At 71.6% G+C, this 22,739-nt stretch carries 18 protein-coding genes; 5 read left to right on the plus strand and 13 right to left on the minus strand.

Annotated features, from left to right (window positions below; translation table 11 throughout):
* Positions 1-27 precede the first annotated feature (27 nt).
* Positions 28-1,533, plus strand: coding sequence for a S1 family peptidase (locus ACFRCG_RS28950; RefSeq protein ID WP_380036781.1), 1,506 nt, complete (start codon positions 28-30; stop codon positions 1,531-1,533).
* A gap of 147 nt (positions 1,534-1,680) precedes the next feature.
* Here ACFRCG_RS28950 and ACFRCG_RS28955 read toward each other — a convergent pair whose 3' ends face one another.
* On the minus strand, positions 1,681-2,316 hold the full coding sequence (locus ACFRCG_RS28955; RefSeq protein WP_380036783.1) for a TetR/AcrR family transcriptional regulator: 636 nt from the start codon (positions 2,314-2,316) through the stop codon (positions 1,681-1,683).
* A gap of 210 nt (positions 2,317-2,526) precedes the next feature.
* Between ACFRCG_RS28955 and ACFRCG_RS28960 the strand changes: the two genes are divergently transcribed.
* Both ACFRCG_RS28960 and ACFRCG_RS28965 read left to right on the plus strand, forming a co-directional pair.
* A complete protein-coding gene (locus tag ACFRCG_RS28960) occupies positions 2,527-3,978 on the plus strand; it encodes an MFS transporter (protein WP_380036785.1) in 1,452 nt (483 codons plus the stop codon).
* An 81-nt stretch (positions 3,979-4,059) separates the two neighbouring features.
* The gene (locus ACFRCG_RS28965) at positions 4,060-4,284 is read left to right on the plus strand and encodes a hypothetical protein (protein WP_380002215.1); all 225 of its coding nucleotides are present in this window, start codon (positions 4,060-4,062) and stop codon (positions 4,282-4,284) included.
* A 19-nt stretch (positions 4,285-4,303) separates the two neighbouring features.
* Here the strand turns inward: ACFRCG_RS28965 and ACFRCG_RS28970 are convergent, their stop codons facing one another.
* The 5 genes from ACFRCG_RS28970 to ACFRCG_RS28990 form a co-directional block, all read right to left on the minus strand.
* Positions 4,304-7,399, minus strand: a complete 3,096-nt coding sequence (locus tag ACFRCG_RS28970) for an amidohydrolase family protein (protein WP_380036787.1) — start codon at positions 7,397-7,399, stop codon at positions 4,304-4,306.
* A complete protein-coding gene (locus ACFRCG_RS28975) occupies positions 7,396-8,979 on the minus strand; it encodes a PQQ-binding-like beta-propeller repeat protein (RefSeq protein ID WP_380036789.1) in 1,584 nt (527 codons plus the stop codon). The genes ACFRCG_RS28970 and ACFRCG_RS28975 overlap by 4 nt, the downstream gene beginning before the upstream one ends.
* Before the next feature lie 169 nt (positions 8,980-9,148).
* A complete protein-coding gene (locus ACFRCG_RS28980) occupies positions 9,149-9,946 on the minus strand; it encodes a thymidylate synthase (RefSeq protein WP_380036791.1) in 798 nt (265 codons plus the stop codon).
* Positions 9,947-9,983: 37 nt separating this feature from the next.
* Complete coding sequence (locus tag ACFRCG_RS28985) at positions 9,984-10,835, minus strand: class I SAM-dependent methyltransferase (RefSeq protein ID WP_380036793.1); 852 nt, start codon at positions 10,833-10,835, stop codon at positions 9,984-9,986.
* A gap of 83 nt (positions 10,836-10,918) precedes the next feature.
* On the minus strand, positions 10,919-11,878 hold the full coding sequence (locus ACFRCG_RS28990; RefSeq protein ID WP_380036795.1) for an LLM class flavin-dependent oxidoreductase: 960 nt from the start codon (positions 11,876-11,878) through the stop codon (positions 10,919-10,921).
* 96 nt (positions 11,879-11,974) lie between these two features.
* On the opposite strand from ACFRCG_RS28990, the gene ACFRCG_RS28995 reads away from it, so the two are divergent.
* Positions 11,975-12,871 carry a LysR family transcriptional regulator gene (locus ACFRCG_RS28995; RefSeq protein ID WP_380036797.1) on the plus strand — a complete coding sequence of 299 codons (897 nt, stop codon included), beginning with the start codon at positions 11,975-11,977 and terminating at the stop codon, positions 12,869-12,871.
* 14 nt (positions 12,872-12,885) lie between these two features.
* On the opposite strand, the gene ACFRCG_RS29000 is transcribed toward ACFRCG_RS28995, so the two are convergent.
* From ACFRCG_RS29000 to ACFRCG_RS29030, 7 genes are all read right to left on the minus strand, one after another.
* Positions 12,886-14,034 (minus strand): glycerate kinase, encoded by a 1,149-nt coding sequence (locus ACFRCG_RS29000; RefSeq protein ID WP_380036847.1) that lies wholly within the window; start codon positions 14,032-14,034, stop codon positions 12,886-12,888.
* A gap of 92 nt (positions 14,035-14,126) precedes the next feature.
* Positions 14,127-16,004: a S9 family peptidase gene (locus ACFRCG_RS29005; RefSeq protein ID WP_380036799.1), complete on the minus strand. Its 1,878-nt coding sequence runs from the start codon at positions 16,002-16,004 to the stop codon at positions 14,127-14,129.
* Entirely contained in the window at positions 16,001-17,068 is a 1,068-nt protein-coding gene (locus tag ACFRCG_RS29010; protein WP_380036801.1) for an ABC transporter ATP-binding protein, read from the minus strand. Before ACFRCG_RS29010 ends, ACFRCG_RS29005 begins: the two co-directional genes overlap by 4 nt.
* Complete coding sequence (locus ACFRCG_RS29015) at positions 17,065-18,111, minus strand: ABC transporter ATP-binding protein (RefSeq protein ID WP_380036803.1); 1,047 nt, start codon at positions 18,109-18,111, stop codon at positions 17,065-17,067. Before ACFRCG_RS29015 ends, ACFRCG_RS29010 begins: the two co-directional genes overlap by 4 nt.
* The gene (locus tag ACFRCG_RS29020) at positions 18,111-19,058 is read right to left on the minus strand and encodes an ABC transporter permease (RefSeq protein WP_380036805.1); all 948 of its coding nucleotides are present in this window, start codon (positions 19,056-19,058) and stop codon (positions 18,111-18,113) included. Before ACFRCG_RS29020 ends, ACFRCG_RS29015 begins: the two co-directional genes overlap by 1 nt.
* Complete coding sequence (locus ACFRCG_RS29025; protein ID WP_380036807.1) at positions 19,055-20,023, minus strand: ABC transporter permease; 969 nt, start codon at positions 20,021-20,023, stop codon at positions 19,055-19,057. The genes ACFRCG_RS29020 and ACFRCG_RS29025 overlap by 4 nt, the downstream gene beginning before the upstream one ends.
* A 31-nt stretch (positions 20,024-20,054) precedes the next feature.
* Positions 20,055-21,776 (minus strand): peptide ABC transporter substrate-binding protein, encoded by a 1,722-nt coding sequence (locus ACFRCG_RS29030; protein ID WP_380036809.1) that lies wholly within the window; start codon positions 21,774-21,776, stop codon positions 20,055-20,057.
* Between the two features lie 188 nt (positions 21,777-21,964).
* On the opposite strand from ACFRCG_RS29030, the gene ACFRCG_RS29035 reads away from it, so the two are divergent.
* Positions 21,965-22,735, plus strand: a complete 771-nt coding sequence (locus ACFRCG_RS29035; protein ID WP_380036811.1) for a TetR/AcrR family transcriptional regulator — start codon at positions 21,965-21,967, stop codon at positions 22,733-22,735.
* Positions 22,736-22,739: the final 4 nt, after the last annotated feature.

The raw sequence follows: 22,739 nt of genomic DNA on the forward strand, positions 1-22,739 counted from the left end.
CTGTCGTCCCCCTCGACAGGAGTCCCCATGCGTCTCAAGCATGTCGCGGCCGCGTCCTGTGCCGCCCTGCTCACTGTCCTGTCCCTCGGCGGCACCGCAACCGCAACCGCCGACCCCACTCCCCCCTCCTCCGGCGACGACGCCCTCGTCGTCCCCGTCGGGCCCGCCCCCGCCGCCCCCGAAGGCATCCTCGAAGCCCTCCAACGCGACCTCGGTCTCACCGCGGATGTCGCCAAATCCCGCCTGGCGAACGAATATCGGGCCGCCGTCCGGGAACCGCTCCTGCGCCAACGCCTCGGCGCGCACTGGGCCGGAGCCTGGCTCAGCGGCGACACCGCGCAGTTCGTGATCGCCACCACCGACCGACACGACGTGCGGGCCATCGAGGCCAACGGCGCCGCCGCTCGGGTGGTTCCACACTCGCTCGCCGACCTCGATCGGGTCCGCGAGGCACTCGACCGCTCCGCACGGCGTCGGGCCCCTGCCGACACACCGCTGTGGTACGTCGACGTCGCGACCAACAAGGTCGTGATCCAGTCCCACGACCCCGCCCGCACCCGCGCGTTCGTCGTGGACAGCGGAGTCGACGCCGGCGCGGTCGAGATCCTGCCCTCCGCCGTACAGCCGCGCGTGCTGGCCGACCTGCGCGGCGGCGACGCGTACAACATCAACGGCAACACCCGCTGCTCCATCGGATTCCCGATCACCCGCGGCACCCAGGGCGGCTTCGTCACCGCCGGACACTGCGGCCGGGCCGGCTCCACGACCACCGGCAACGGCGCGGCCCAGGGTACGTTCCAAGGATCGTCCTTCCCCGGCAACGACTACGCGTGGGTGGCCACGAACGCCAACTGGACCCCGCGCGCGCTGGTCAACCGCTATCCCGGCACGGTGCCGGTGGCCGGGTCCACCCAGTCGCCGGCCGGATCCTCCATCTGCCGCTCCGGCTCCACGACCGGTTGGCACTGTGGCACGATCCAACAGCACAACACGTCCGTGACCTACCCGCAGGGCACCGTCACCGGCCTCACCCGCACCAACGTATGCGCCGAACCGGGCGACTCCGGCGGCTCGTTCATCTCCGGCAGCCAGGCCCAGGGCGTCACCTCGGGCGGGTCCGGCAACTGCTCGTCCGGCGGCGAGACCTATCACCAGCCGGTCAACGAAATCCTCCAGACCTACGGTCTGACCCTGACCACGGGCGGCGGCAACCCGCCGACGGGCTGCGCCGGGGCGCAGAACACCTACTCCGGCACCCTCGCGTCGGGTGCCCAGGCAACCCAGCCCGACAACTCGTACTACGAGACCACCACGTCCGGCACGCACGCCGGCTGCCTGACCGGACCGGCCGGCGCCGACTTCGACCTCACCCTCCAAAAGTGGAACGGCTCCACCTGGAACACGGTGGCCGAAGGCACCACTCCGGAGGCGGACGAGACGATCTCCTACAACGGAACCGCCGGCCGCTACCGCTACATCGTGCTCGCCTACAGCGGCTCGGGCGGCTACACCCTGGGGGTGAGCAAGCCCTGACCCCGACCTGACACCGCCGAACGAACCCACAACGATTCGGCACCGCACGGGTACGGACGTCCCCCGGGACGTCCGTACCCGTTGCCGTGCCCGAAGGGCGGCCGGCCCACGCCGGAGGCGCCCCGCTCTCGGCGGCCCCCGCCGGTCCTACCCCGGCGCCGGGCCGTCGGGGTTGCGAACCAGCGGAAGAAGAACCTCGTCGACGACCTGTTCGATGAACGCGTCGTCGAGGCCGTCCCGGTCCGTGAGGTTCTGGTACACCACGGCCGCGATGCCGACCCGGGCGATCAGCGGGGTCGCCGCGCCCGGCCGCACCTCGCCGCGGGCCTCGCCGGCCCGGAGCACGTCGAGCATCATGTGTCGGGCCGGTGCGGACACCCGCGCGCGGACCACGTCGTGGGTGGCGTCGGCCTCCGCCTTGGCCAGTTGCAGCGCCGGATCGCCGGTCACCGTACAGGCGCCGAACATGAACCGCAGCACCGCCAGCAGGTCGCGGCGCAGGTCCCCGACGATCTCCACGTCGTCGGCGTTCGGGAGCCGGTCGCGGAGGGCGTCGGACAGCAGCGCCTGCTTGTCCGACCAGCGGCGATACAGCGGCGCCTTGCCGGTCCCGGCCGCCGCCGCCACGCCGTCCATGGTCAGGCCCGCGTAGCCGACCTCGAGAAGCTGGTCGAACACCGCCTGGTAAATGGCCTGTTCGAGCGCCCGACCACGCCGCCGCACGGGTGGCGCGTGGTGGCCGGTCGGCTCGTGGGTACCCGGGCGGTCGGGGGCGGAGGCCAAGGCGGCTCACCTCTCTCAAGTCGTGCACCGATTATCGCCGAAGACTTGTAAGAGACCAAAGAGTCTCCTAATCTCGTCCTGTCACTAGAGACGTCAACGTCTCTAATGCGGCGTTGCCCGCTCGTGCGCGCCGTCACCCCACGCCCGCGCATCGGCATGCCGTGCCCATCGCCATGCCCGCGTCCGCGACCACACTCCGGGGGATTCACCATGTCCACGTCCGCCACCGCGTCCGCCACCGGGCGACCATCCCGCGAATCCGCGCCGCCCGCGCCACGACCCGGGCTCGTACTGGCCGTCATCACCGGATTCATGCTGCTGATCGGCATCGACGTCACGGTGGTCAACCTCGCGCTCCCGCGCATGGGCGACGCCCTCGACATGTCGCGCACGTCCGTGTCGTGGGTCCTCAACGCCTACACCCTGGCCTTCGGCGGCTCCCTGCTGCTCGCCGGACGGCTCGGCGACGTGTTCGGTCGCAAACGCGCCTTCCTCGCCGGCGCGACCGTGTTCACCGGCGCCTCTCTACTCGCCGGCTGCGCCCCGTGGGCCTGGTGGCTGATCACCGCGCGTGTCCTCCAGGGCCTCGGCGGCGCGCTCGCGGGCCCCAGCACGATGGCCCTGATCGTCAGCACGTTCGACGGCCATGCTCGCGCCCGGGCCATCTCCTGGTACTCCGCCGTCCTGGGCGGCGGCGCCTCCGTCGGGCTCGTCCTGGGCGGCGTGATCACCGACCTCGCCTCGTGGCGCTGGGTGTTCCTGATCAATGTGCCCCTGGGCGCGCTGATGATCGCGCTCGCGGCGCGGTTGGTCACCGAGCCCGCGCGGGCCCGGACCGATCGGCCACGACGGTTCGACGTCGCGGGCGCGCTGACCGCGACGGCCGGAATGGGCGCCCTGGTCTACGCGTTCATCCGCGCCGCCGCGCACGAGTGGCGCGACGCCCGCACGATCGGGTCGCTGATCGCCGCCGCCGTGTTGTTGATCGTGTTCGCGTGCGTCGAGAAGCGTGCGGCCGAACCGCTCACCCCGCTGCGTCTGGCCACCCGTGGCACGCTCGCGCGCGTACTGCCCACGATCACGGCGGCGGGAGCGGCGATGTTCAGCGTGTTGTTCCTGCTGGCGCAGTACTTCCAGGACGTGCGCGGCTTCGGTCCGGTCCGGGCGGGCCTGGCCTTCCTGCCGCTGATGGTCGCCCAGTTCACCGTCGCGCGCCTGTCCCCCGCACTGGGGCGCCGAGTCGGCACGGCGTGGCCCGCCGTGCTCGGATTGGCACTGGTCGCCGCGGGCTTGGCGTGGCTCGGGCGACTCGACGAGCACGCCACCTATGTCGGCGGTGTCCTGGGGCCGCTACTGGCGATCGGCATCGGGATCGGCGCGGCGATGCCGACGATGAACACCTACGGGATGTCCGGCGTCGACCCGCGCGAGTCCGGGGCCGCGTCGGGTCTGCTGCAGACCATGCAGTGGATCGGCGGCACACTCGGCCTCGCCGTGTGGGTGACGGTGTTCGGCGCCGCGACCCGCGGCGCGTCCTCGGACGGCGGCCCCGAACACGTCCTGACGCACGGCATCGCGACGGCGTTCGCGGCGGCGGCCCTGTGCGCCGCCGCCGCGTTCGCCGCGGCGCTCCCCCTGTTCCGCCGCCGTCCCGGGGACTGACGCACGGTTCCCGGCGCCGGATCGATCACACGAACACGCCTACCGCAACGGCAGGTTCGTGCGTCATGCCATGATCGGGCGATGGAGGACATGCGCTGCACGTACTGCGGACACGTCGGGCCGGAGCCCGGATTCATCGAGGACTCCGGTCCACACGCGACCGGATTCGCCCGATGGATCTCGGGCTTCGTCGAACGGGGAGCATTCGGAGGAGCGAAGCGCATAGGCAAGGTGCGTTGGCAGATCGATGCCTTCCGCTGCCCGAACTGCGGGCATCTCGACCTGTTCGCCATCCGGCACGCCTGACCGTCGAGACTGCGGTGGATCACGGGCGGGCCGGATCCGCGAAGGGGCGGATCAGGTCCTCGGGGGTGTGCGCTTCGCCGTTCTTCACCACCATGCGGATGTCCGCCAAGGCGGCGATGTCGTGGGACGGGTCACCTCCGGTGATCGCGAGATCGGCGAGCTTGCCCGGTTCCACGCTGCCCAGGTCGTCGGCCACGCCGAGCTGTTGTGCGGGCAGCAGGGTCGCGCTCTGCAGCGCCTGGAACGGGGTCATGCCGTACGCGACCATGGCCCGCAGGTTCAGATGCAGCGCGACGGCGGTGGAGTCGAGCGGCGCGTCGGTACCGGCAAGTACGGTGCCGCCGGCCGCGATCAGCCGCTTGGCCACACCGACGTCGCGGCGCGCCTGCTCCGGTGTCCCGTCCAGGAACCCGCACGGTCCTTGGCCCAGCGCGCACAACACCTTGGCGTGCAACGCCCGGCGCTCCTGCTCGGGGTACAGCGCCCGCACTCGCGGGTCCTGCTCGATGCCCGGGTCGTCGGCGAGCAGCGAACCGGAGCTGAACAGCGTGGAGCTGACCGGCATCCCACCGGCCGCCTCCAGCTTGACGACGTCCTCGTAGACGTTGCCGAGGGAGGATTCGCGGGCGAAGGCGAACCCCCACTTGGACGGTGCGGCCAGGTGCTCCTTCATGTCGACGCCGATGCCGACGGCGGGGTAGAGGTAGTGCGAGGTGGTCGGGATGCCCAGGCGATGCGCCTGCCCGGTGACCCGGGCCTGCCAGTCCACCCGGAACCTTTCGTAGGTCTTGACCAGGTCGTAGTCGAGCGCCCGCACCCGGGACAGTTCCAGGTCGAGCTGCCGTTCGTCGCGCACCGGGCGGGCGAACTCCCAGTTGAATCGGGTGCCTTCGAGCATCTCGCCGGTCGCGAAGAACCTCGGTCCGAGCCGGGCGCCGGAGTCCAGCGACTCGCGGTCCTCCAGCGCCCGGTAGGCCGGGTCGCCGGTCGAGCGGGTGGTGGTGATGCCGTACGACAGCAGCAGCCGGCCCTGGCGGTCGCCGAAGGACTTCGAGCGCATCTCCTGATGGTTGTGCATGTCGGTGAGGCCGGGGGTGACGGTGAGCGCGCTCGCGTCGACGAACCGCCAGTCCTTGCCGGGGCGATGCGCACGATGGGGTTCGACGGCACGGATCCGGTTGCCCACCACCACGATGTCGACGTCGGTACGCACCTGCGGACTGCGGCCGTCCCAGAGCCGGCCGGCATGGATCACCATGCGGGTTTCGGGTTGGGCGCGGGTGTACGTGAGTTGCACGGGGATGTCACGGGTACCGCCCGCGGCGTCGGCGGCATCCGCCGGGGCCGCGGTGCCGGCGTCCAGGGTCGTGGTGCGCAGTGTGCCGTTGTGCAGGTACAGCAGCGTTCGCGAGTCGCCGCTCCAGCTGGGCGCGTCGCCGCCGTCCCGGGTGACGCGGCGGGCCGGACCCGTGGGATTGCCCGCCGGGTCGACGGGCAGCACGTGGATCGCGCCGTCCATGGTGAAGGCGAGTCGGCGCCCGTCCGGGGACCAGACCGGGCCGTCGTCGCCTCGGGTGGTGATCGAGCCGAGCGGGGCGGGGTCGACGATGCGGGTGGCGCCCGACGGGACGTCGGCGAGCATGATCCGGTTGTGTTCGGCGTCGTTGACGGTGAGCGCCAGGGTCCTGCCGTCCGCCGACCAGCTCGGGCGACCGGGCACGTTCGGCAGGGCCGGGCCGAGCACGGGGGTGACCGTGCCGGTGGTCGTGTCCACGGTCAGGGTGCGGTAGACCTCGTCCTGGAAGGCCAGGGTGTGGCCGTCGGGGGACCAGGCGGGGGCGAACTCGGTGCCGGGCAGGCTGGTGACCCGGCTCTCCCGACCGTCGGCGAGGTCGAGTACGTACAGGTCCTCGGTGCCGGCCTTGTCGGACGCGTAGGCGATGCGGGTCCCGTCCCGCGACCAGGCCGGGTCGACCTCGTAGAACGCGTCCTGGGTCAGCCGTCGAGGCCGGCCGCCGATGGGCAGCAACCACAGGTCGTTGAGCGCCTTGAACACCACCGAGCGGCCGTCGGGGGACAGCGCCGGGCCGACGATGCCGCGCACGGTGCGCGGCGCGCGGGAGTCGAAGTCGTGCTTCTTGGGCGGGTAGTGGGGCCGTTTCAGCCGGAAGGTCGCGGAGAACGGCACGGTGCGGTCGGTCCCGGCGCCGACGGTCGTGGCTCCGTCCGTCGCGGCGCCGAGGTGCGAGACCACGAGCCGGCCGTTGGCGCCGTAGGCGACCTCGTCGGCGGACAACCACTGGGCCGGGAAGGGGAACACGTCGTCGTACCCGCCCACTCGGCGGATCGCGCCCGTCTCGATCTCGGCGACCGACAATGTGCCGCCGGATCGGTCGTTGCGCACGAACGCGATGCGGCGCCCGTCCGGGGACCAGGACGGCGCGGTGACGAACGACGCGCCCGCTGCCGGGACCACGGTGCGTACGGTCCCGGTTCCCAGGTCGACGCTCTCCACCGTGTTGCCCTGGACGTAGGCGATGGCGCGACCGTCCGGCGACCACGTGGGTTGGGTCTCCTGGGTCGGCGCGGTGGTGACCCGGTGCGGTTCGCCGCCGTGCGCGTCCACGGTCCAGATGTCCTGCCCGCCGGCGCGGTCGGACACGAACGCGATCCGGGTACCGTCCGGGGACCACGCGGGATGCAGGTCGTCGTGGTCGCCGAAGGTGAGTTGCCGCGAGCCGTGGCCGTCGACCCCCACGATCCGGATGTGGAACATGCCGTCGGCGAAGGACTGCACCGCCACACGCCGGCCGTCGGGCGACATCGCGGGCCGGAACGGGTCGAGCAGCTTGTCGGCGATCGGCGTCGCGGTGCCGCCCTCGCGTGGCAGCGAGAACAGTTGCCCCTGGAGATCGAGGACGAACGGACCGTTTCCGGGGGTGGCCGCCACGGCGAGGTTGGTGCCTTCGCCGACCGTGACCTCGGTCGTATCCGCCGCCGGATCGGTCCCCTGCGGCTTCCCGGTCGCCGCGGTGGTGGTGGCGATCAACACGACGGCCAGGGCGCACACCGGCGCCGCTCCGAGAAGGCGTCGACGCCGCATGGCGCGGCTCACAGCCCGAAGGCGAGCAGCACGGTGCCGTGCTCGCTCGGATAGCCGGGGTAGTAACCGGACTGGACGTACAACATGCCGTCGGCGATCACCGCGCCGCCGTTGCCCGAGATCGCGCTGCCGAATCCGGTGAGGCCGTTGACGCCGGCGAAGTCGCGAATCGTGTCGAAGGTCCACAGCACCTTGCCGTCACGCGCGTCGTAGATCCGCATCTTGCCGTCGTTGCTGCCCTCGTACACCAGTCCGTGGGTGCTGCTGACGGCCGGGGTATGCGCGAGCCGGCACACGGTGGGGAACTTCGCGGCGCCGCCCGTGGTGCAGCCGTCGGCCGGATTGGGCGTCTGCCACCGCACGTCGCCGTTGGCCGGGTTCAACGCGAACAGTGTGCCGGGATTGGCCTGATAGGTGGCCATGTACAGGGACTTGCCGTCGTAGCTGCTCCCCCACTGGAGCCCGGAGAGTCCGCCGCCGGGCATCGGCACGGACAGCTGCCGGCGCCACTCGACCTCGCCGGTGCGCGCGTCGAACGCGTGGTAGACGCCGCTTTTCTGGCCGACGCCGACCATCGTGCGCCCCTTGACCTTGAACAGGTTCGGGGTCGCGCCGATGTCGAAGTCCAGTGCGGTGCCGTCCCGTTGCCCCGGGCAGTACCCGTCGTTGTCCGGGAAACCGCACAACAGTCGCCAGGTGTCGGCCTTGGTCACCTGCTGCTTCCAACGCACCGCGCCCGAGCGCGCGTCGAGCGCGAGCAGCGAGTCGAAGTCGCCGCTGGTGCCGGAGTAGAGCTGGCCGGTGCCGACGTACAGGGTGTCGGTACGCGGATCGATGATCGGCGAACTCCACACGCCCGCGCCGGACGGCTCGAAGCGAGTCGCCCCGCTGGGCCAGGTGCCGACCGCCTGGGGTTCGGGCACCGTGTAGTGGCGCCAAACGAGTTCGCCGGTGTCCGCGTCGAAGGCGTCGATGTGGCCCCGGAAGGTGCAGCACGGATAGTTGCGATCGGGGTTGATGTTCTCGCCGCTGGACGCGCCGACGTAGATGCGCCCCTTGTGGTAGACGGGTGAACTGGTGTGCATTCCGGCCGCGTGCGGTTCGGTGTTCTCGGCCCAGGCGACCCGCCCGGTCCCGCGGTCCAGTGCGTACAGGAAGCCCCGGTTGTCGCCGAAGAAGACCTTGCCCCGCGCGACCGTCGGGCCGTCGATGACCACACCGTTCGGATCGACCGTGTTCAGGTCGAAACTCCACTCCGTGGCACCGGACTTGGCGTTCAGGGCATGGAACTTCCCATCGGGACTGCCGAAGTAGATCGAACCGTCGACCACGGCGGGCTGGCTCTTCGCCGGGAAGCCGGTCTTGGAATAGGCGAACGCCCACTTCGGGTTCAACCTGCCCGCGGTGTGCGTGTTGATCCGCCACTCCGCCGCGTTGTGCCGGGAACCGGTGCGATCCCCCTGCCAGGTCGGCCAGTCGCCCGGACGACCGTACGATTCCTCGGCGCCGTCGGCGGCCCCGGTGCCGGAGACCAACAGCGCCGCGACGGCGACCATCGCTGCGATGCGTCCTCTCCTCTTGAACACAGGCACGTCCACTCCCGTCCTGAGGCACTGGCGAGTCACGAGTCGCCTCAGGTTTCCGTCATCCGACATCGTGTGAACCATGCCGAAAGGGAGATGGGGTCCGCGCTATGTCGCGGCGCGGCGTCCCCGATCCGAGCCCGCACCGGGCCGGGGGCGGTGGACGCCGCCGCGGGAATCAGATCGCGACAGGGGCCTTGATGGCCGGGTGGTGGCGGTAGCCGACCACCTCCACGTCGGCGTAGGTGTGGTCGAAGAGGGAGTCGGCTCGACGCAGGCGCAGCGTGGGGAACTCGAACGGGGTGCGGGAGAGCTGCTCGGTCACCTGCTCGACGTGGTTGTCGTAGATGTGGCAGTCGCCGCCGGTCCAGATGAATTCGCCCGGTTCGAGGTCGACCTGCTGCGCCACCATGTGGGTGAGCAGGGCGTAGCTCGCGATGTTGAACGGGACGCCGAGGAACAGGTCCGCGCTGCGCTGGTACAGCTGGCAGGAGAGCCTGCCGTCGGCGACGTGGAACTGGAAGAAGGCGTGGCACGGCGCGAGGGCCATGTTCGCCAGCTCGCCGACGTTCCAGGCGGAGACGATCATCCGGCGGGAGTCGGGGTCCCGGCGCAGGGTGTCGAGCACCTCGGCGATCTGGTCGATGTGCCGACCGTCCGGCGTGGGCCAGGTGCGCCACTGGACGCCGTAGACCGGTCCGAGGTCGCCGTTCGCGTCGGCCCATTCGTCCCAGATGGTGACGCCGTGCTCCCGGAGCCAGCCGACGTTCGAGTCGCCGCGCAGGAACCACAGGAGTTCGTACACGATCGACTTGAGGTGCACCTTCTTGGTCGTGACCAGCGGGAATCCCCGCGAGAGGTCGTAGCGCAGTTGGTGCCCGAACACACTTCGGGTACCGGTGCCCGTCCGGTCGGCTTTGGCCGTCCCGGAGTCGAGCACCAGGCGCAACAGGTCTTCGTACTGGGTGTCTGACACAGCCGTCGAGTCTATGGGCCGTCGGCGCGGCGCGATGTCAGGGGCGGTGGGCGGTGACGAGCCAGGCGTGGGAGTCGAAGTACACGCCGGTGCCGGTGTCGTGGGCGGCCAGGGTGGCGCGTAGGCGGGTGCGCGCCCGCTCCGCGGTGGTGGGGTCGAGGCCGGCGAGGCGGTCGTCGAATTCCTTCAGGCGGCGGACGGCCTCGAAGGCGGTGGCGCTGTCGGGGCCGTAGTAGACGGGTTCGTGTACGTCCGTGAAGGTGACGTCGGTGAAGCCCGCGGCCGTCAGGATACGTTCGGTGACGGCTGGGTCGGCGAGGGAGAAGGCGTCCGGCCCGCCGGTGGGCGGGGTGGGCGCGGGTGTCGCGTCGGGGAGGGTTCGGCGGATGGCGGTGGCCCATTCGTTGTGGTCGCGGTCCTGCCAGACCAGCAGTACCAGGCGGGCGGCCGGGCGCAGGGCGCGGCCGATGTTGGTGAACGCGGCGACCGGGTCGGTGAAGAACATGGTGCCGAATCTGCTGATGCAGGTGTCGAAGTGTGCCGGAGGGAAGCGGTGGGTCTGGGCGTCGGCCTGTTCGTAGGTGATGTTGGTCAGTCCCTGGGCGTGGCCGAGCCGACGGGCCCGGTCGAGCATGCGGGCGCAGACGTCGACGCCCAGCGCGCTGCCGGCAACGGCGGCGCGGGCGGCCTCGCGGGTGGTTTGGCCCGTGCCGCAGCCGATGTCGAGGACGCGGTCGCGCGGACCGATACGGGCGGCGGCGCGGAGGTGGTCGTTGTGCGGGCGCAGCTCGGCGTCGTAGTCGAAGAGGGTGGTGTCTCCGGTGGGATGTTCGTCGGCGGGCGGCCGGGTGTCGGGCGCCGCCCGGGTGGGGCGGTTTCGGTCGGGCATGGTTGTCACCGGCTTCTTCCGTTACGGGTTTCGATGTGTTCGACGGGTTTCGATGTGTTCGTCGGCACGTGGGAGGCGGTACCTCAGGGCCGTATCGGGCCGTCGTGGAGTACGCCTCGCACCTGGTCCACCGACACGGTGTCGGGGGCGAACTCCGCCAGCCACCATGTGGCGCCCGCGTCGACGTAGGGCGTCGGGTCGGTGCCGGGCGGGAGGGCTACGGCGATGTCGTACGGGGTCGTGCTCGGCGGGCGAAGGTCGGTGAGGGTGGCGACGATGTCGGCGAGACGGTCCGGGTGGTCGAGGTTGATCGGGAAGAAGCCGTCGTACCGGGCGGCGCGGCGCAGCGGTTTGACGTTGCCGGGGAATCCGGCCGCCCATACCGGTACACCGGGCCGCTGCACGGGTCGGGGCAGGAAGGTCATGTCGTCGACGGTGTAGTGCCGGCCGTGGTACCGCACCGGGTCGCCGGACCACGCCGCGGTGAGGATCTCCAGCGATTCGTCGAGCATCCGCCCGCGCCGTACGGGGTCGGTCTCGTCGCCGGTGGCGCGCAGTTCGTCGGCGAAGCGGTCGCTGCCGAGACCGACGCCGAGGGTGAGGCGACCGCCACTGAGCCGGTCGAGCGTCGCGGTCTCCCTGGCCACCTTGGTCGGCCGGCGGCGGGCGAGCGGGGTGACCATGGGGCCGAACCGAAGGGTGTCGGTAGTGGCGGCGATCGCGGTCAGCGTGATCCACGGGTCGGCCACGGCGCGGATCGGCGACCGCCAACTCAGGTGGTCCCAGACGAACAGGCCGTGCCAGCCGGCCTCCTCGGCGTCGGCGGCCAGGCGGGCGACCACCGCCGGTTCGGCCAGCTCGTCGAACAGCGGTAACCACAACGCCGAACGCGGCCCCGGCACGGCCGGCCGCCCGGGGGCCGCGGGGGCCGTCCGGTCGGCGGGGGCGGCGCGGTCCGCGCCGGTCTCGACGTGCGATTCGGCGCCGGGGGTCTCGGCCGGCTTGTCGTCGTGGGTGGTCCGCGAGGTGTCGTGATCGCTCATGCGGGCCACGCTAGACCGGGGATTCCATCGCGAAAAGCGATGGTTTTCGATCGACTCGATCGTTTCTGACGATGTTCGCGGGCTAGGGTGAGGCCCATGCGTGACATGGAGTTGCGGCATCTCGCCGCGATGGCCGCCGTCGCCGACGAGGGCTCGTTCGGGCGGGCGGCCGTGCGGCTCGGATACACCCAGTCGACGGTGAGTCAGCAGATCGCGGCCCTGGAGAAGGTTGTCGGGGGTGCCGTGTTCGACCGGCCCGGCGGGCCGAAGGCGGTGCGGCTGACCCCGCTCGGCGTGGTGGTCCTGGAACACGCCCGCGCACTGCTCGCGCGGGCTCGGGCCATGACGGCCGCCGTGGACCGCTTCAAGGCCGGCGACGGCCGGGTCGACATCGGCACGTTCCAGAGCGTGTCCAACGTGATCCTGCCGCCGATCGTCCGCACGCTGCGGGACGAGCACCCCGGCTGCGACATCAGGCTGTTCGAGGAGGAGGCCGACACACCGCAACTGCGCGACCTCGACCTGATGTTCTTCGACGGCCGCGGCGACGGCGATGTCGAACACCTCAAACTGCTCGACGATCCCTACGTGCTCGTGGCCCGCCGCGGCACCTTCCCCGACGGCCCGGTACTCCCGGCCCACCTCGACGGCGCGCCGATGGTGGCGCACCCGCCGATCTGCGACCAGGCCCGGATGGAGCGGGAACTCGCCCGCCGAGGCGTCCGGCCGCGGATCGTCTTCCGCACCGCGGGCAACGAAAGTGTGCTGTCGATGGTGCGCGCCGGCATGGGCTCGGCGATCCTCCCCCGGCTCGTCGTGCACGGCGGCGACGTCCGCGCCGACGACACGCTGTGCCTGCACGAACTGCGACCCGCGCTCCCGGCCCGCGAGATCTTCCTGCTCTGGCAGGCCGGCCGCACCCACTCCCCCCTCGCGACACGGGCCATCGAGATCGCCGTGCGGGTCGCCGACACGATCGTCCGATCCGCGTAGTCGCACCGGGCCGCCTACCCCACGCCCGGCGCCGCCGGCGGGTCGGGCAGGTGTTCGCGGGCGATCACCCGCCCCATCGCGCGCAGCAGCGAGGCGGCCGCGGCGATCGAGCGCGCCGGGTCGGGTTCGAGGCTGCCCAGGCTGTAGCCGGCCAGGAATCCCGCCGCGGCGAGCTGTTCGCGGGTCAGGCTCAGCCGCCCGCACACGGCGACGACCGGCACGCGGGCGAGGCCGGCACGGCGGGCGACGCCGAGTGGGGCCTTGCCCTGGAGGGTCTGTGCGTCCATCGCGCCCTCGCCGGTGACGACCAGGGTCGCCGCGCGCAGTTCCCGGTCGAGCCCCACCGCGTCCAGGACCAGGTCGACGCCCGAGCGGCGCCGCGCGCCCAGGCCGACCAGCGCCCCGAAGCCCGCGCCACCGGCGGCTCCGGCACCGGGCAGCGCCGCCATCCGCGCGGCACGCGCACCCACGGTCGCCGTCAGGACGTCGAGCAGTCGCCCGAGACCGGCCTCCAGCATGGCGACGTCCTCGGGGCCGGCACCCTTCTGCGGGCCGTACAGGGCGGCGGCCCCGCCGGGCCCGAGCAGGGGTGCGTCCACGTCGCCGGCCACCACGAACTCGGTGGCCGCCAACCGCGCGTCCAGGCCCGACAGGTCGGCGCCGGCCAGGCCGAGCAGTCCCGCGCCGCCGTCGGGTATCGCCCGCCCGTCGGCGGCGGTGAACCGGGCCCCCAAGGCGCCGAGCAGGCCCACTCCCCCGTCGGTACAGGCGCTGCCGCCCAGGCCCAGCACGACGGTGCGCGCGCCGGCGTCCAGCGCGGCCCGCACCACCTCGCCCGCTCCCCGGCTGCTCGCGGTGAGCGGCGCCGGAACGTGGTCGGGCAGCAGCGACAGGCCGCAGCTCTGGGCGAGTTCCACCACGGCGGTGGTGCCGCGTTGGGCGAAGGCGGCGCGCACGGGCCGGCCGGTGGGCCCGCCGACGGTGACGACCCGACGGCGGAATCCGCGCCGGACCAGCGCGTCCACGGTGCCCTCACCACCGTCCGCGACGGGCAGTTCGGCCACCGACAGGCCGGGACGGGCCCGGCGCAGCCCGGCCGCGAGGTGCCGGGCCGCTTCGGCCGCGTCGAGCGAGCCCTTGAACTTGTCCGGGGCGAGCAACACATGAGGGGCCGGCGCCCCGGGCGCCCGCGCGCCCGGCGCGGCGTCGGTGCCGCCGTCCGGGTCACGCGTGCGCGGCACGAAGCGGGTCCCGGTCATCCGAGGTGTCGCCCGGTCGGCGGCTCGACGGGTCCCCGCGACCAGGGCTCGCCGCGCAGGGCGGCCTGTACCAGGTCCATCAGCTGCTGCTGGTCGTCCACCTCCTGCCGGCGGCTGCTGGTCTCGTGGCCGCCGCTGAACCAGTCCAGCCGTACGTCCCCGCCCGCGTCCTGGAGGGCCTTCGCGTACTCGTACGCCTGCCTGGGCGGGGTTCGGGTGTCGTGGGTGGCCTGCACGACGCACACGGGTGCGCGCACCGACGCGACGTAGGTGATCGGCGACGAGTGCCGGAAGCGGTCCGGGTCGAGGCCGGGGTCGGCGCCGAAGAACGCCTTCCAGGCCGCGCGCAGGGCCGGGTTCATGTCCTCGTACGCGCCTACCCAGTCGGCCATCGGCACGAAGGCCATCGCCCCCGCGAACACCTTCGGCGACCGGCCGACGGACAGCAGCGACAGGAAACCGCCGTAGGAGGCGCCGGTGACGAAGACCCGGTCGGCGTCGGCGACGCGGTCGGCCACCAGTCGGCGCACCGCGGACTCGATGTCCTCCAGTTCGCGGTCGCCGATGGAGCCGATGAAGCCTTCCCGGAACCGACGGCCGAAGGTGACCGAGCCCCGATAGTTCAACGACGCGTAGGCCACGCCCGAGTCGACCCACGCCTGTGCCTGCGGGTTGTAGGAGTCGACGGAAACGAGGTTCGGGCCGCCGTGCAGGTTCAGCACCAGCGGCAGCGGCCCGTCGGTGTTCGGGGGCCGGCACACCCACAGTTGCAGGGGGGTGCCGTCGGTGGAGTACACGACGACCGAGTCGGCCCGCACACCCGGCGCCGGGGGCGTGGCCGGGTCGACCGCGGCGACCTCGCCCGTCGAGCGGTCCACGTACCGGACCGTCAGCGGCTGGTCGAAGCGCTGGTGCAGCAGCCGGACGCGCCCGTCGGCGGCGTAGTGCGAGGCCCACTGGTTCAGGTGGGCCGCGGCGACGTCGGGCTCGAAGTACGCCCCGTCCGGGTGCGCGATCGCCTTCAACTCCCTTTGGAGCAGGTCGAATTCCAGGATCCGGTGCAGGCCGCGGTCGACGTGCGCGAGCAGGATCCGGGTGCCGTCGTCGGACCAGTCCAGCGCGACCAGGTCGCCGTGCAGATCCGGGGCGTCCACGTCTATTCGGCCGCCGTCGGCGGGATCCCAGACACACGGGCGGGCGAAGCCGGTGCGCTCGGTCGACACGAGCAGGCGGTCGTCGCCCGCGACCGGGGAGAACCGTACCGCCCGCACGGGTGCCTCGGGCCCGTCGGTGAGCCGGCCCAGCAGCGCTCCCGTGTCGGTCGCCACGACGGTGACGGCGAAACGGCGCACGCCGGGGTTGTGGTCGGTGGTGTCGATGCTCGCGATCCGCCCGTCGGCGGAGATCAGGCCGTTCCACGCCTCGTGCGGGGAGGTGAACAGCCGCCGGGGCGCGGGGGTACCGCGGTCGTGCAGGTGCCAGAGGCTGAAGCCGTCGGGGGCCGCGGCGGTGATCACGACGTCGTCGCCGTGCCGGGCGGTGTCGATGCCCCGCAGGGCGTAGGGCGCGAGGTCGGGGGTCAGGTCGCGACGATCGGTCCCGTCGACGGAGGTGGCCCACACGTGTCCGACCTCGGAGCCGTTGTCGTCGTGCAGGCTGAGCACCCGTTCGCCGTCCGCGCTGAGCACCGCCTCGCCCGGGTCGCCGAAGTCGCCCGGGAGCGGCAGGCCGATTCCCCGCTCGGCGTCCCAGCGGGCGAGCGTCTGGCCCTGCTCGGTGTCCTCGACCACCAGGCACAGGTCGCGCTCGCCCCGCCCTCGGCGCATGGACAGGACGCGGTCGGTGGTGAAGAAACGATGCCAGGACGCGGTCATGAGGCGGGCCTTTCGGGGGTGTCGGCGGGCGAGTGCGGCGCGGCGTGGGTGTCGTGGCTCGGATGCGGCGCGCCGGACGGGTCGGGGTCGGTGCCCGGGAGGACTTCGGGGAAGTGGCAGGCCGTACGGTGTCCGTCGCCCGACTCGGCGAGCGGCGGGGTCACCTCCGCGCAGATCTCCCGCGCCTTCCAGCAGCGGGTGCGGAACCGGCAGCCGGAGGGCGGGGCCAGCGGACTGGGTATGTCGCCCTCCAGCACGATGCGCTTGCGGGTGCGCTGGATCCGTGGGTCCGGGATCGGCACGGCGGACAGCAGCGCCCGCGTGTAGGGGTGTCGTGCGGCCTCGAACAGGGCGTCCACCGGCGCGTGTTCGACGATCCGGCCGAGGTACATCACCGCGACCTCGTCGCTGATCTGGCGGACCACGGACAGGTCGTGGGCGATGAACAGGTAGGTCAGCCCCAGCTGTTCCTGGAGGTCTTCCAACAGGTTCACCACGCCGGCCTGGACGCTGACGTCCAGTGCGCTCACCGGTTCGTCCAGGACCAGTACGTCGGGTTCCACGGCCAGGGCCCGGGCGATCCCGATGCGCTGGCGCTGCCCGCCCGAGAACTGGTGCGGGAAGCGGTGGGCGTGCGCGGGGTCGAGGCCGACCAGGTCGAGGAGTTCGTGCACCCGTTCGCGTTCGTGCCCGGGGTGCAGGCCGTGGATCCGCAGCGGCTCGGCGAGGATGGCCTGCACGCTCATCTGCGGGTTGAGCGAGGAGTAGGGGTCCTGGAAGACCAGTTGCACGCGGCGGCGCAGGTCCGAAAGGGCCCGCCGGTTCGCGGTGGCGATGTCGGTGCCGTCGAGCAGGACCCGGCCGCCGGCGGGGGTGACCAGGCGCACCAGGCAGCGGCCGAGGGTGCTCTTGCCGCAGCCGGTCTCGCCGACCAGGCCCAGGGTGCGCCCGCGCGGGATGGTGAAGTCCACGCCGGAGACGGCCTGTACGACGGCGGCGTTGCGGCCGCGGCCGGTGCGATACTCGGCCACCAGTCCGGTGACGTCCACCGCGGTCGTGGTCATCGCTTCACGCTCCCGATCTCGTGGTGGCGCACGCAGGCCGTGGTGTGCGTCGCGTCGACGGCCAGGAGTGGCGCGTCGGGTTCGCCGCAGACCGAGGGCACCGCGTGCGCGCAGCGGGGCTGGAACGGGCATCCGGTGGGCCGTTCGCTCGGCAGCGGCGGCCGTCCGGGGATCTGTGCGAGTCGTTCGGCGCGCCGGTCGATGCGCGGCAGCGACCCGAGCAGGCCGCTCGTGTACGGATGGGCGGGGTGGTGGAACAGCGGGTCGACCGGGCTCTCCTCGAGTTTGCGGCCGCAGTACATGACCATCACCCGGTCGGCGATGCCGGCGACCACCCCCAGGTCGTGGGTGATCAGCAGGACGGAGGTGTGGGTGCGGTCCTGGACCCGTTCGATCACGTCGAGGACCTGGGCCTGCACGGTCACGTCCAGGGCCGTGGTCGGCTCGTCGGCGATCAGCAGGGCGGGCTCGTTGGCGATGGCCATCGCGATCATGACGCGCTGGCGCATGCCGCCGGAGAGTTCGTGCGGGTAGCGGTCCACCCGCTCGCGCGGGGAGGCGATGCCGACCAGGTCGAGGAGGTCGACGGTGCGCTCGCGCAGCGCCCGGCGGTCCCGGCTCGCGTCGTGTACGCCGACGGCCTCGGCGACCTGTGCGCCGATGGTCATCATCGGGTTGAGCGCGGCGAGCGCGTCCTGGAAGACCACGGCGATCTGCTTGCCGCGGATCGGGCGCAGTTCCCGGTCGGAGAGGTCGAGCAGTTCCCGGCCGTGCAGACGTACCGATCCCTGGGCGCGGGCGTTGCGCGGGAGCAGGCCCATGATCGCCATGGTCGCGGCGCTCTTGCCGGAGCCGGACTCGCCGACGATGCCCAGGGTCTCCCCGGGGGCCACGTCGAAGGAGAGGCGTTCGACCGCGACCACCGGCCCGGAGTCGGTGCGGTAGGTGACGGTGAGGTCGCGCACGGACAGCACGGGGGGCGTGTCGCCGGTCGCCGGCGCGGCCGGGTCGCCGCTCGTCGCGGGAGGCGCTTGGGTGTTCATCACTGCCTTCCTTGGGGGTCGAAGGCGTCGCGCAGGCCGTCGCCGACGAAGTTGACGGCGAGCACGGTGATCAGGATCGCCAGGCCCGGTATGTACAGCAGGTATGCCTGCGAGGTGCCGATCAGTCCGGCGGCCTGGCTGAGCATGTTGCCCCAGCTGGACTGGGGCGGTTGGATGCCGAACCCGAGGAAGCTGGTGGTGGATTCGAGGATGATGGCCGAGGCGACGGCCAGGGAGACGTTGACGGCGATCACGCCGGTGAGGTTGGGCAGCAGGTGGCGCACCACGATCCGCGCGTTCGAGGCGCCGATCACCCGGGCGGCCTGGATGAACTCCTTGTTGCGCAGGGTGAGTACCTGCGCGCGCACCACCCGGGCGATCATGGTCCAGCCGAGGGCGGACAGGACCAGGACGATGGTCGTCGGGGAGGATCCCACCGCCTGGAGTGCCAGGGCCAGCACGGCGATGGCTGGCACGATCAGGAACAGGTCGGTCACCCGCATGATCACCTCGTCGGCCCACCCGCCGGCGAAGCCGGCGATCGCGCCGACGGCGGTGCCGACGACGGTGGACAGCAGCGCGACGCAGATGCCGATCGCCAGCGAGACCTGCCCGGCGTACAGCAGTTCGCTGAGGTAGTCGCGACCGAGCGAGTCGGTGCCCAGCCAGTGGCCCGAGGACGGCTGTCGGGCGCCCAGCAGGAGGTCCTGGTGGTTGTGCCCGTAGGGGGCGATCCAGTCGGCGCCGAAACACGCGATCGCCAGTGCGATCAGGATGAACAGGCCGACGACGGCCAGGCGGTGGCGCAGGAATCGGGCCAGGACGATCCGGTATCGGGGCTTGTCCGCGGTGCGCGCGGGTACGGTCGGCGCGGGTTCGCCCGCTGCCGGCGTCGGGGCGGTCGGCGCCTGGGAGGCGGCGATCCGGGCCGCGGCGGAGTCGGTCATCGCAGGGCCACCCTCGGGTCCAGGAGCGCGTAGGCCACGTCCGCCAGCAGGTTGAAGGCGATCACGGCGACGGCCACCACGAGCATCCACGGGATCAGCACGAACACGTCGCCGGCCAGGATCGAGCTGAGGAAGAGTCGGCCCATGCCGGGGATCGCGTAGATCTGTTCGGTGACGACCAGGCCGCCGACCAGGACGGCCGCGTCCAGCGCCACGACGGTGACGAAGGGCGCGAGCGCGTTGCGCAGCGCGTGCCGGAAGAGGATGCGCCTGCGCGGGACACCCTTGGCCCGGGCGGTGCGCACGTAGTCGCTGCCGAGGGCTTCGAGCATCGAGGCGCGGCTGAACCGCGACCAGCTGGCGACCAGTCCGATGGTCAGGGTGACCACGGGCAGCGCCAGGTGACGGAAGTAGTCGAGGTTGATCCCGCTCTCCCCGACCGAGTGCAGTCCGACGAAGTACAGCGGGGGTTCGCTCAGGCCGAACTGCTGCCTGGGCCACACCGCCAGGACCTGGATGAGCACCAGGCCGAGCCAGAAGGCGGGCATCGCGATGCCGACGTAGGACAGCCCGGTGAGCACGTAGTCCCCGGCCGAGTACTGGCGCGCCGCCGAGTAGATCCCGATGGCGAGGGCGATCGCGGCGGCGAACAACACGCCCCAGAACATCAGTTGCAGGGTGACTTCGAGCGCGGAGCCGATCATCGGCATCACGGATCCGCTGGTCCGGGTGCTGGTGCCCCAGTCGCCGGTGACGAACGCCTTCATCCAGAGCAGGTACTGCTCGGGCACGGAGCGGTCCAGGCCGAGCAGTTCGGTCTGGCGACGCACGGCGCCCGGGTCGGTGGACTGGCGCAGTTTGGCGAGTGGGTCGAAGGTCGCCCGCACGGCCCAGAACAGGATGTACGAGGCGATCACCAGGACGGGCAGCGAGTAGGCCAGACGGCGCAGGGTGTATCTCAGCATGGGATGTCCTCGGCGAGGGTTCGGACGCCGGTCATTTCGCCAGTCCCCATTCGGCGAGGTTCCAGAACGGGCCCTGGACGGGGTTGATGCTGATCGGGCCGCCGACCTTCTTGCCGGTCAGCAGGATGTTGGGCACGGCCCCGAGCGGCAGCGACGGCACGGATTCGGCGAGCAGCTTCTCGCTTCGGCGGGACGCCTCCAGACGGGACGCCTCGTCGACGTCGCTGCCGACCCGGCCGAGCAGCGCGTCCAGGCCGGGGATGTTCGCACGGACGAAGTTGATGCCCGAGTTGCCGTTGGCGTCGCCGGGGATGGATCCCGAGCCGAAGCTGGCGTCCAGGGTGGGTTCGGGGAAGGTGTCGGTCAGGTTCCACAGTCCGAGTTGGAAGTCCCCGGCCGGGGCGACCTTGCCGAACAGGTTCGCGGCGCTGGTGTTCTTGATGGTCATCTTGAATCCGGCCTGACGCAGTTGCGATTGCAGGATCTGCTCGGTGAGTTCGCGGCTTTGGTTGCCGGCGAGGGAGACGATCGCGAACTGTGCGGCGCGGCCGTCCTTGGCCCAGATCCCGTCGCCGTTCTTCGCCCACCCGGCGGCGGTCATGATCTGTCCGACCCTGGTGAGGTCGCGCTGATAGACGGCGAAGTCCTCGGCGGCGAACGCGGACACCAGCGGGGACAGGAAGCTCTGCGCGGGCGCGGTCACGCCCAGCGAGCCGAAGAGTTTGCGCACGATCGCGGCGCGGTCGATGGAGTAGGCGAACGCCTCGCGCACCGCCTTGGAGTCGAACGGGAACGCGGCGTTGTTCATCCACAGTGCCTGGAGGTTGCCGGTCCGGGTCTCCACCTGCATGTCGGCGCTGCCGCCGAGCGAGTTGATCTGGGAGAGCACGTCGAGTTGCGGCGTCGGGTACAGGGCGTCGAGCTGGCCGCTGGCGAAGGCCTGGAACTCGGCGGCGGTGTCGGTGGTGAACTGGAACGTCACCTTGTTCAGGTGGGGTTTGGGGCCCCAGTAGCGCTCGTTGGGGACCAGGGTGACGGAGGTACCCCTGATCCAGGAGGCGATCTTCCACGGCCCGCCGCTGAAGCCGTAGCCGTTCTTCATCACCTCGTTGCGGTCTTTGCCCTCGAGGAGGTGGGCGGGCAGTACGCCGTACTCGGCGCCGAACAGCTGCCGCCAGTTGGCGTAGGGGGACTTGAGGGTGACGATCGCGGTGCGCGCGTTCGGGGTGGCGATCGTGTCGATGAGGTCGTAGCCGGTCTGGGTGAAGACGTCCTTGCCGTCGCGGATCTGCAGCGCGGTGTACTTCAGGTCGGCCGAGGTGATGGGTTGCCCGTCGGACCAGACCGCGGCGGGGTTGAGCGTGTAGGTGATCGTCTGCCGCCCGTCCGCCACCTCGGTGGTGGGCGTGCCGGCCATCAGCGGGGAGGCGACGGGCACCCAGTCCTTGCCCCGCTGTACGACGGTGAAGACCTGCGGGATGGTCTGCGCCTGCATGAGGTAGGTGCCCCAGATGGAGCCTGCGCAGGTGGAGATCCAGTCGGCGCAGTCCGGCTCCTGTTCGGCGCCGATCACCAGGCTTCCGCCGTCCTTGACGGGGACGTCGCGGATGGAGTTGGTCCCCGGCGCCAGCGCCGGCGCACCGGAGGTGCACGCGGTCGCCACGAGCACGGTCAAGGCGGCGAGGGCACCGGCGACGGGGTTGCGCAGTCTTCGGGCTCTGGGCGGCCGATGGCCGGTTCGTTCAGGAATCATGGTGTTCGACCTTCCCTGTACGGGATGTCCCCGGGACTCGAGGATCAAGGGTAAGGAGACGTGAACGGCATAGCAATACACATAGGCTAGGAGTTAGCCGATGAGATTGACTTGAAATGTGGCCATGGCTCCGCCAGTCTCGGAACAAGGGCGCCCACCGGCGCCGACTACCGGGAAGGACCCCGCACATGAGTGCCCCGAACGCCGAGGAACCCTCCGGTGCGCCGGCGAAAACCACCGGCCCCAGGCGCCGTCGACTCCCCCGGGACACCCTCAGCCGCCAGGTGATCCTGGAGGCCGCCGAGCGGGTCGCCGCCCGGGACGGACTGGACGCCTTCACCTTCCAGTCGCTCGCCAAGGAGGTGAACGCCCACCCGACGTCGCTGTATCGGCACTTCCGCGACAAGGACCAGTTGGTCCTGGAGCTGATCGACGACCTCCGGGCGCGCTCCTACGGCGGTCGCCTGGAGGCGACCGCCTCCTGGCGCGAGGATCTGCGCACGCTGGCCCGCTATGTACACGAACACCTGATGCGCTACCCGCAGTTCGCCGTGCAGATGGCCGCGCGCACCACCCGCAGGCCCACCGAGTTCGCCAACGTCGAGTTCGCCCTGGACGCGCTGTTGCGCGCCGGCCTCGACGAGGAGGACGCGGCCATGTACCTGCGCGTGTTCGGCAACGTGGTGCGCTCGCTGGCGAGCATGGAGGCGGGCATGCTCGTCCTGGACCCGGAGACCCGCGACGGCGACACGCTGGCCTGGCAACTGGAATACCGCAGGCTGCCGGCCGAGCAGTATCCGCGCATCGCCGCGATGAGCGGGGAGCTGCGGGACATCGGCGACCCCCGGGTCTTCGACACCGCCGTGGACCTGTTCCTCGACGCGATCGAGGCGCGTGCGGCACAGGCCCGGGAGGCGAGGGCCGCGAGGGAGGGGGCCGCGCCGGGCGAGCGGGAATGAGCCG

It is taken from the genome of Embleya sp. NPDC056575 (assembly GCF_042793325.1).
Classification (GTDB): Bacteria; Actinomycetota; Actinomycetes; order Streptomycetales; family Streptomycetaceae; genus Embleya.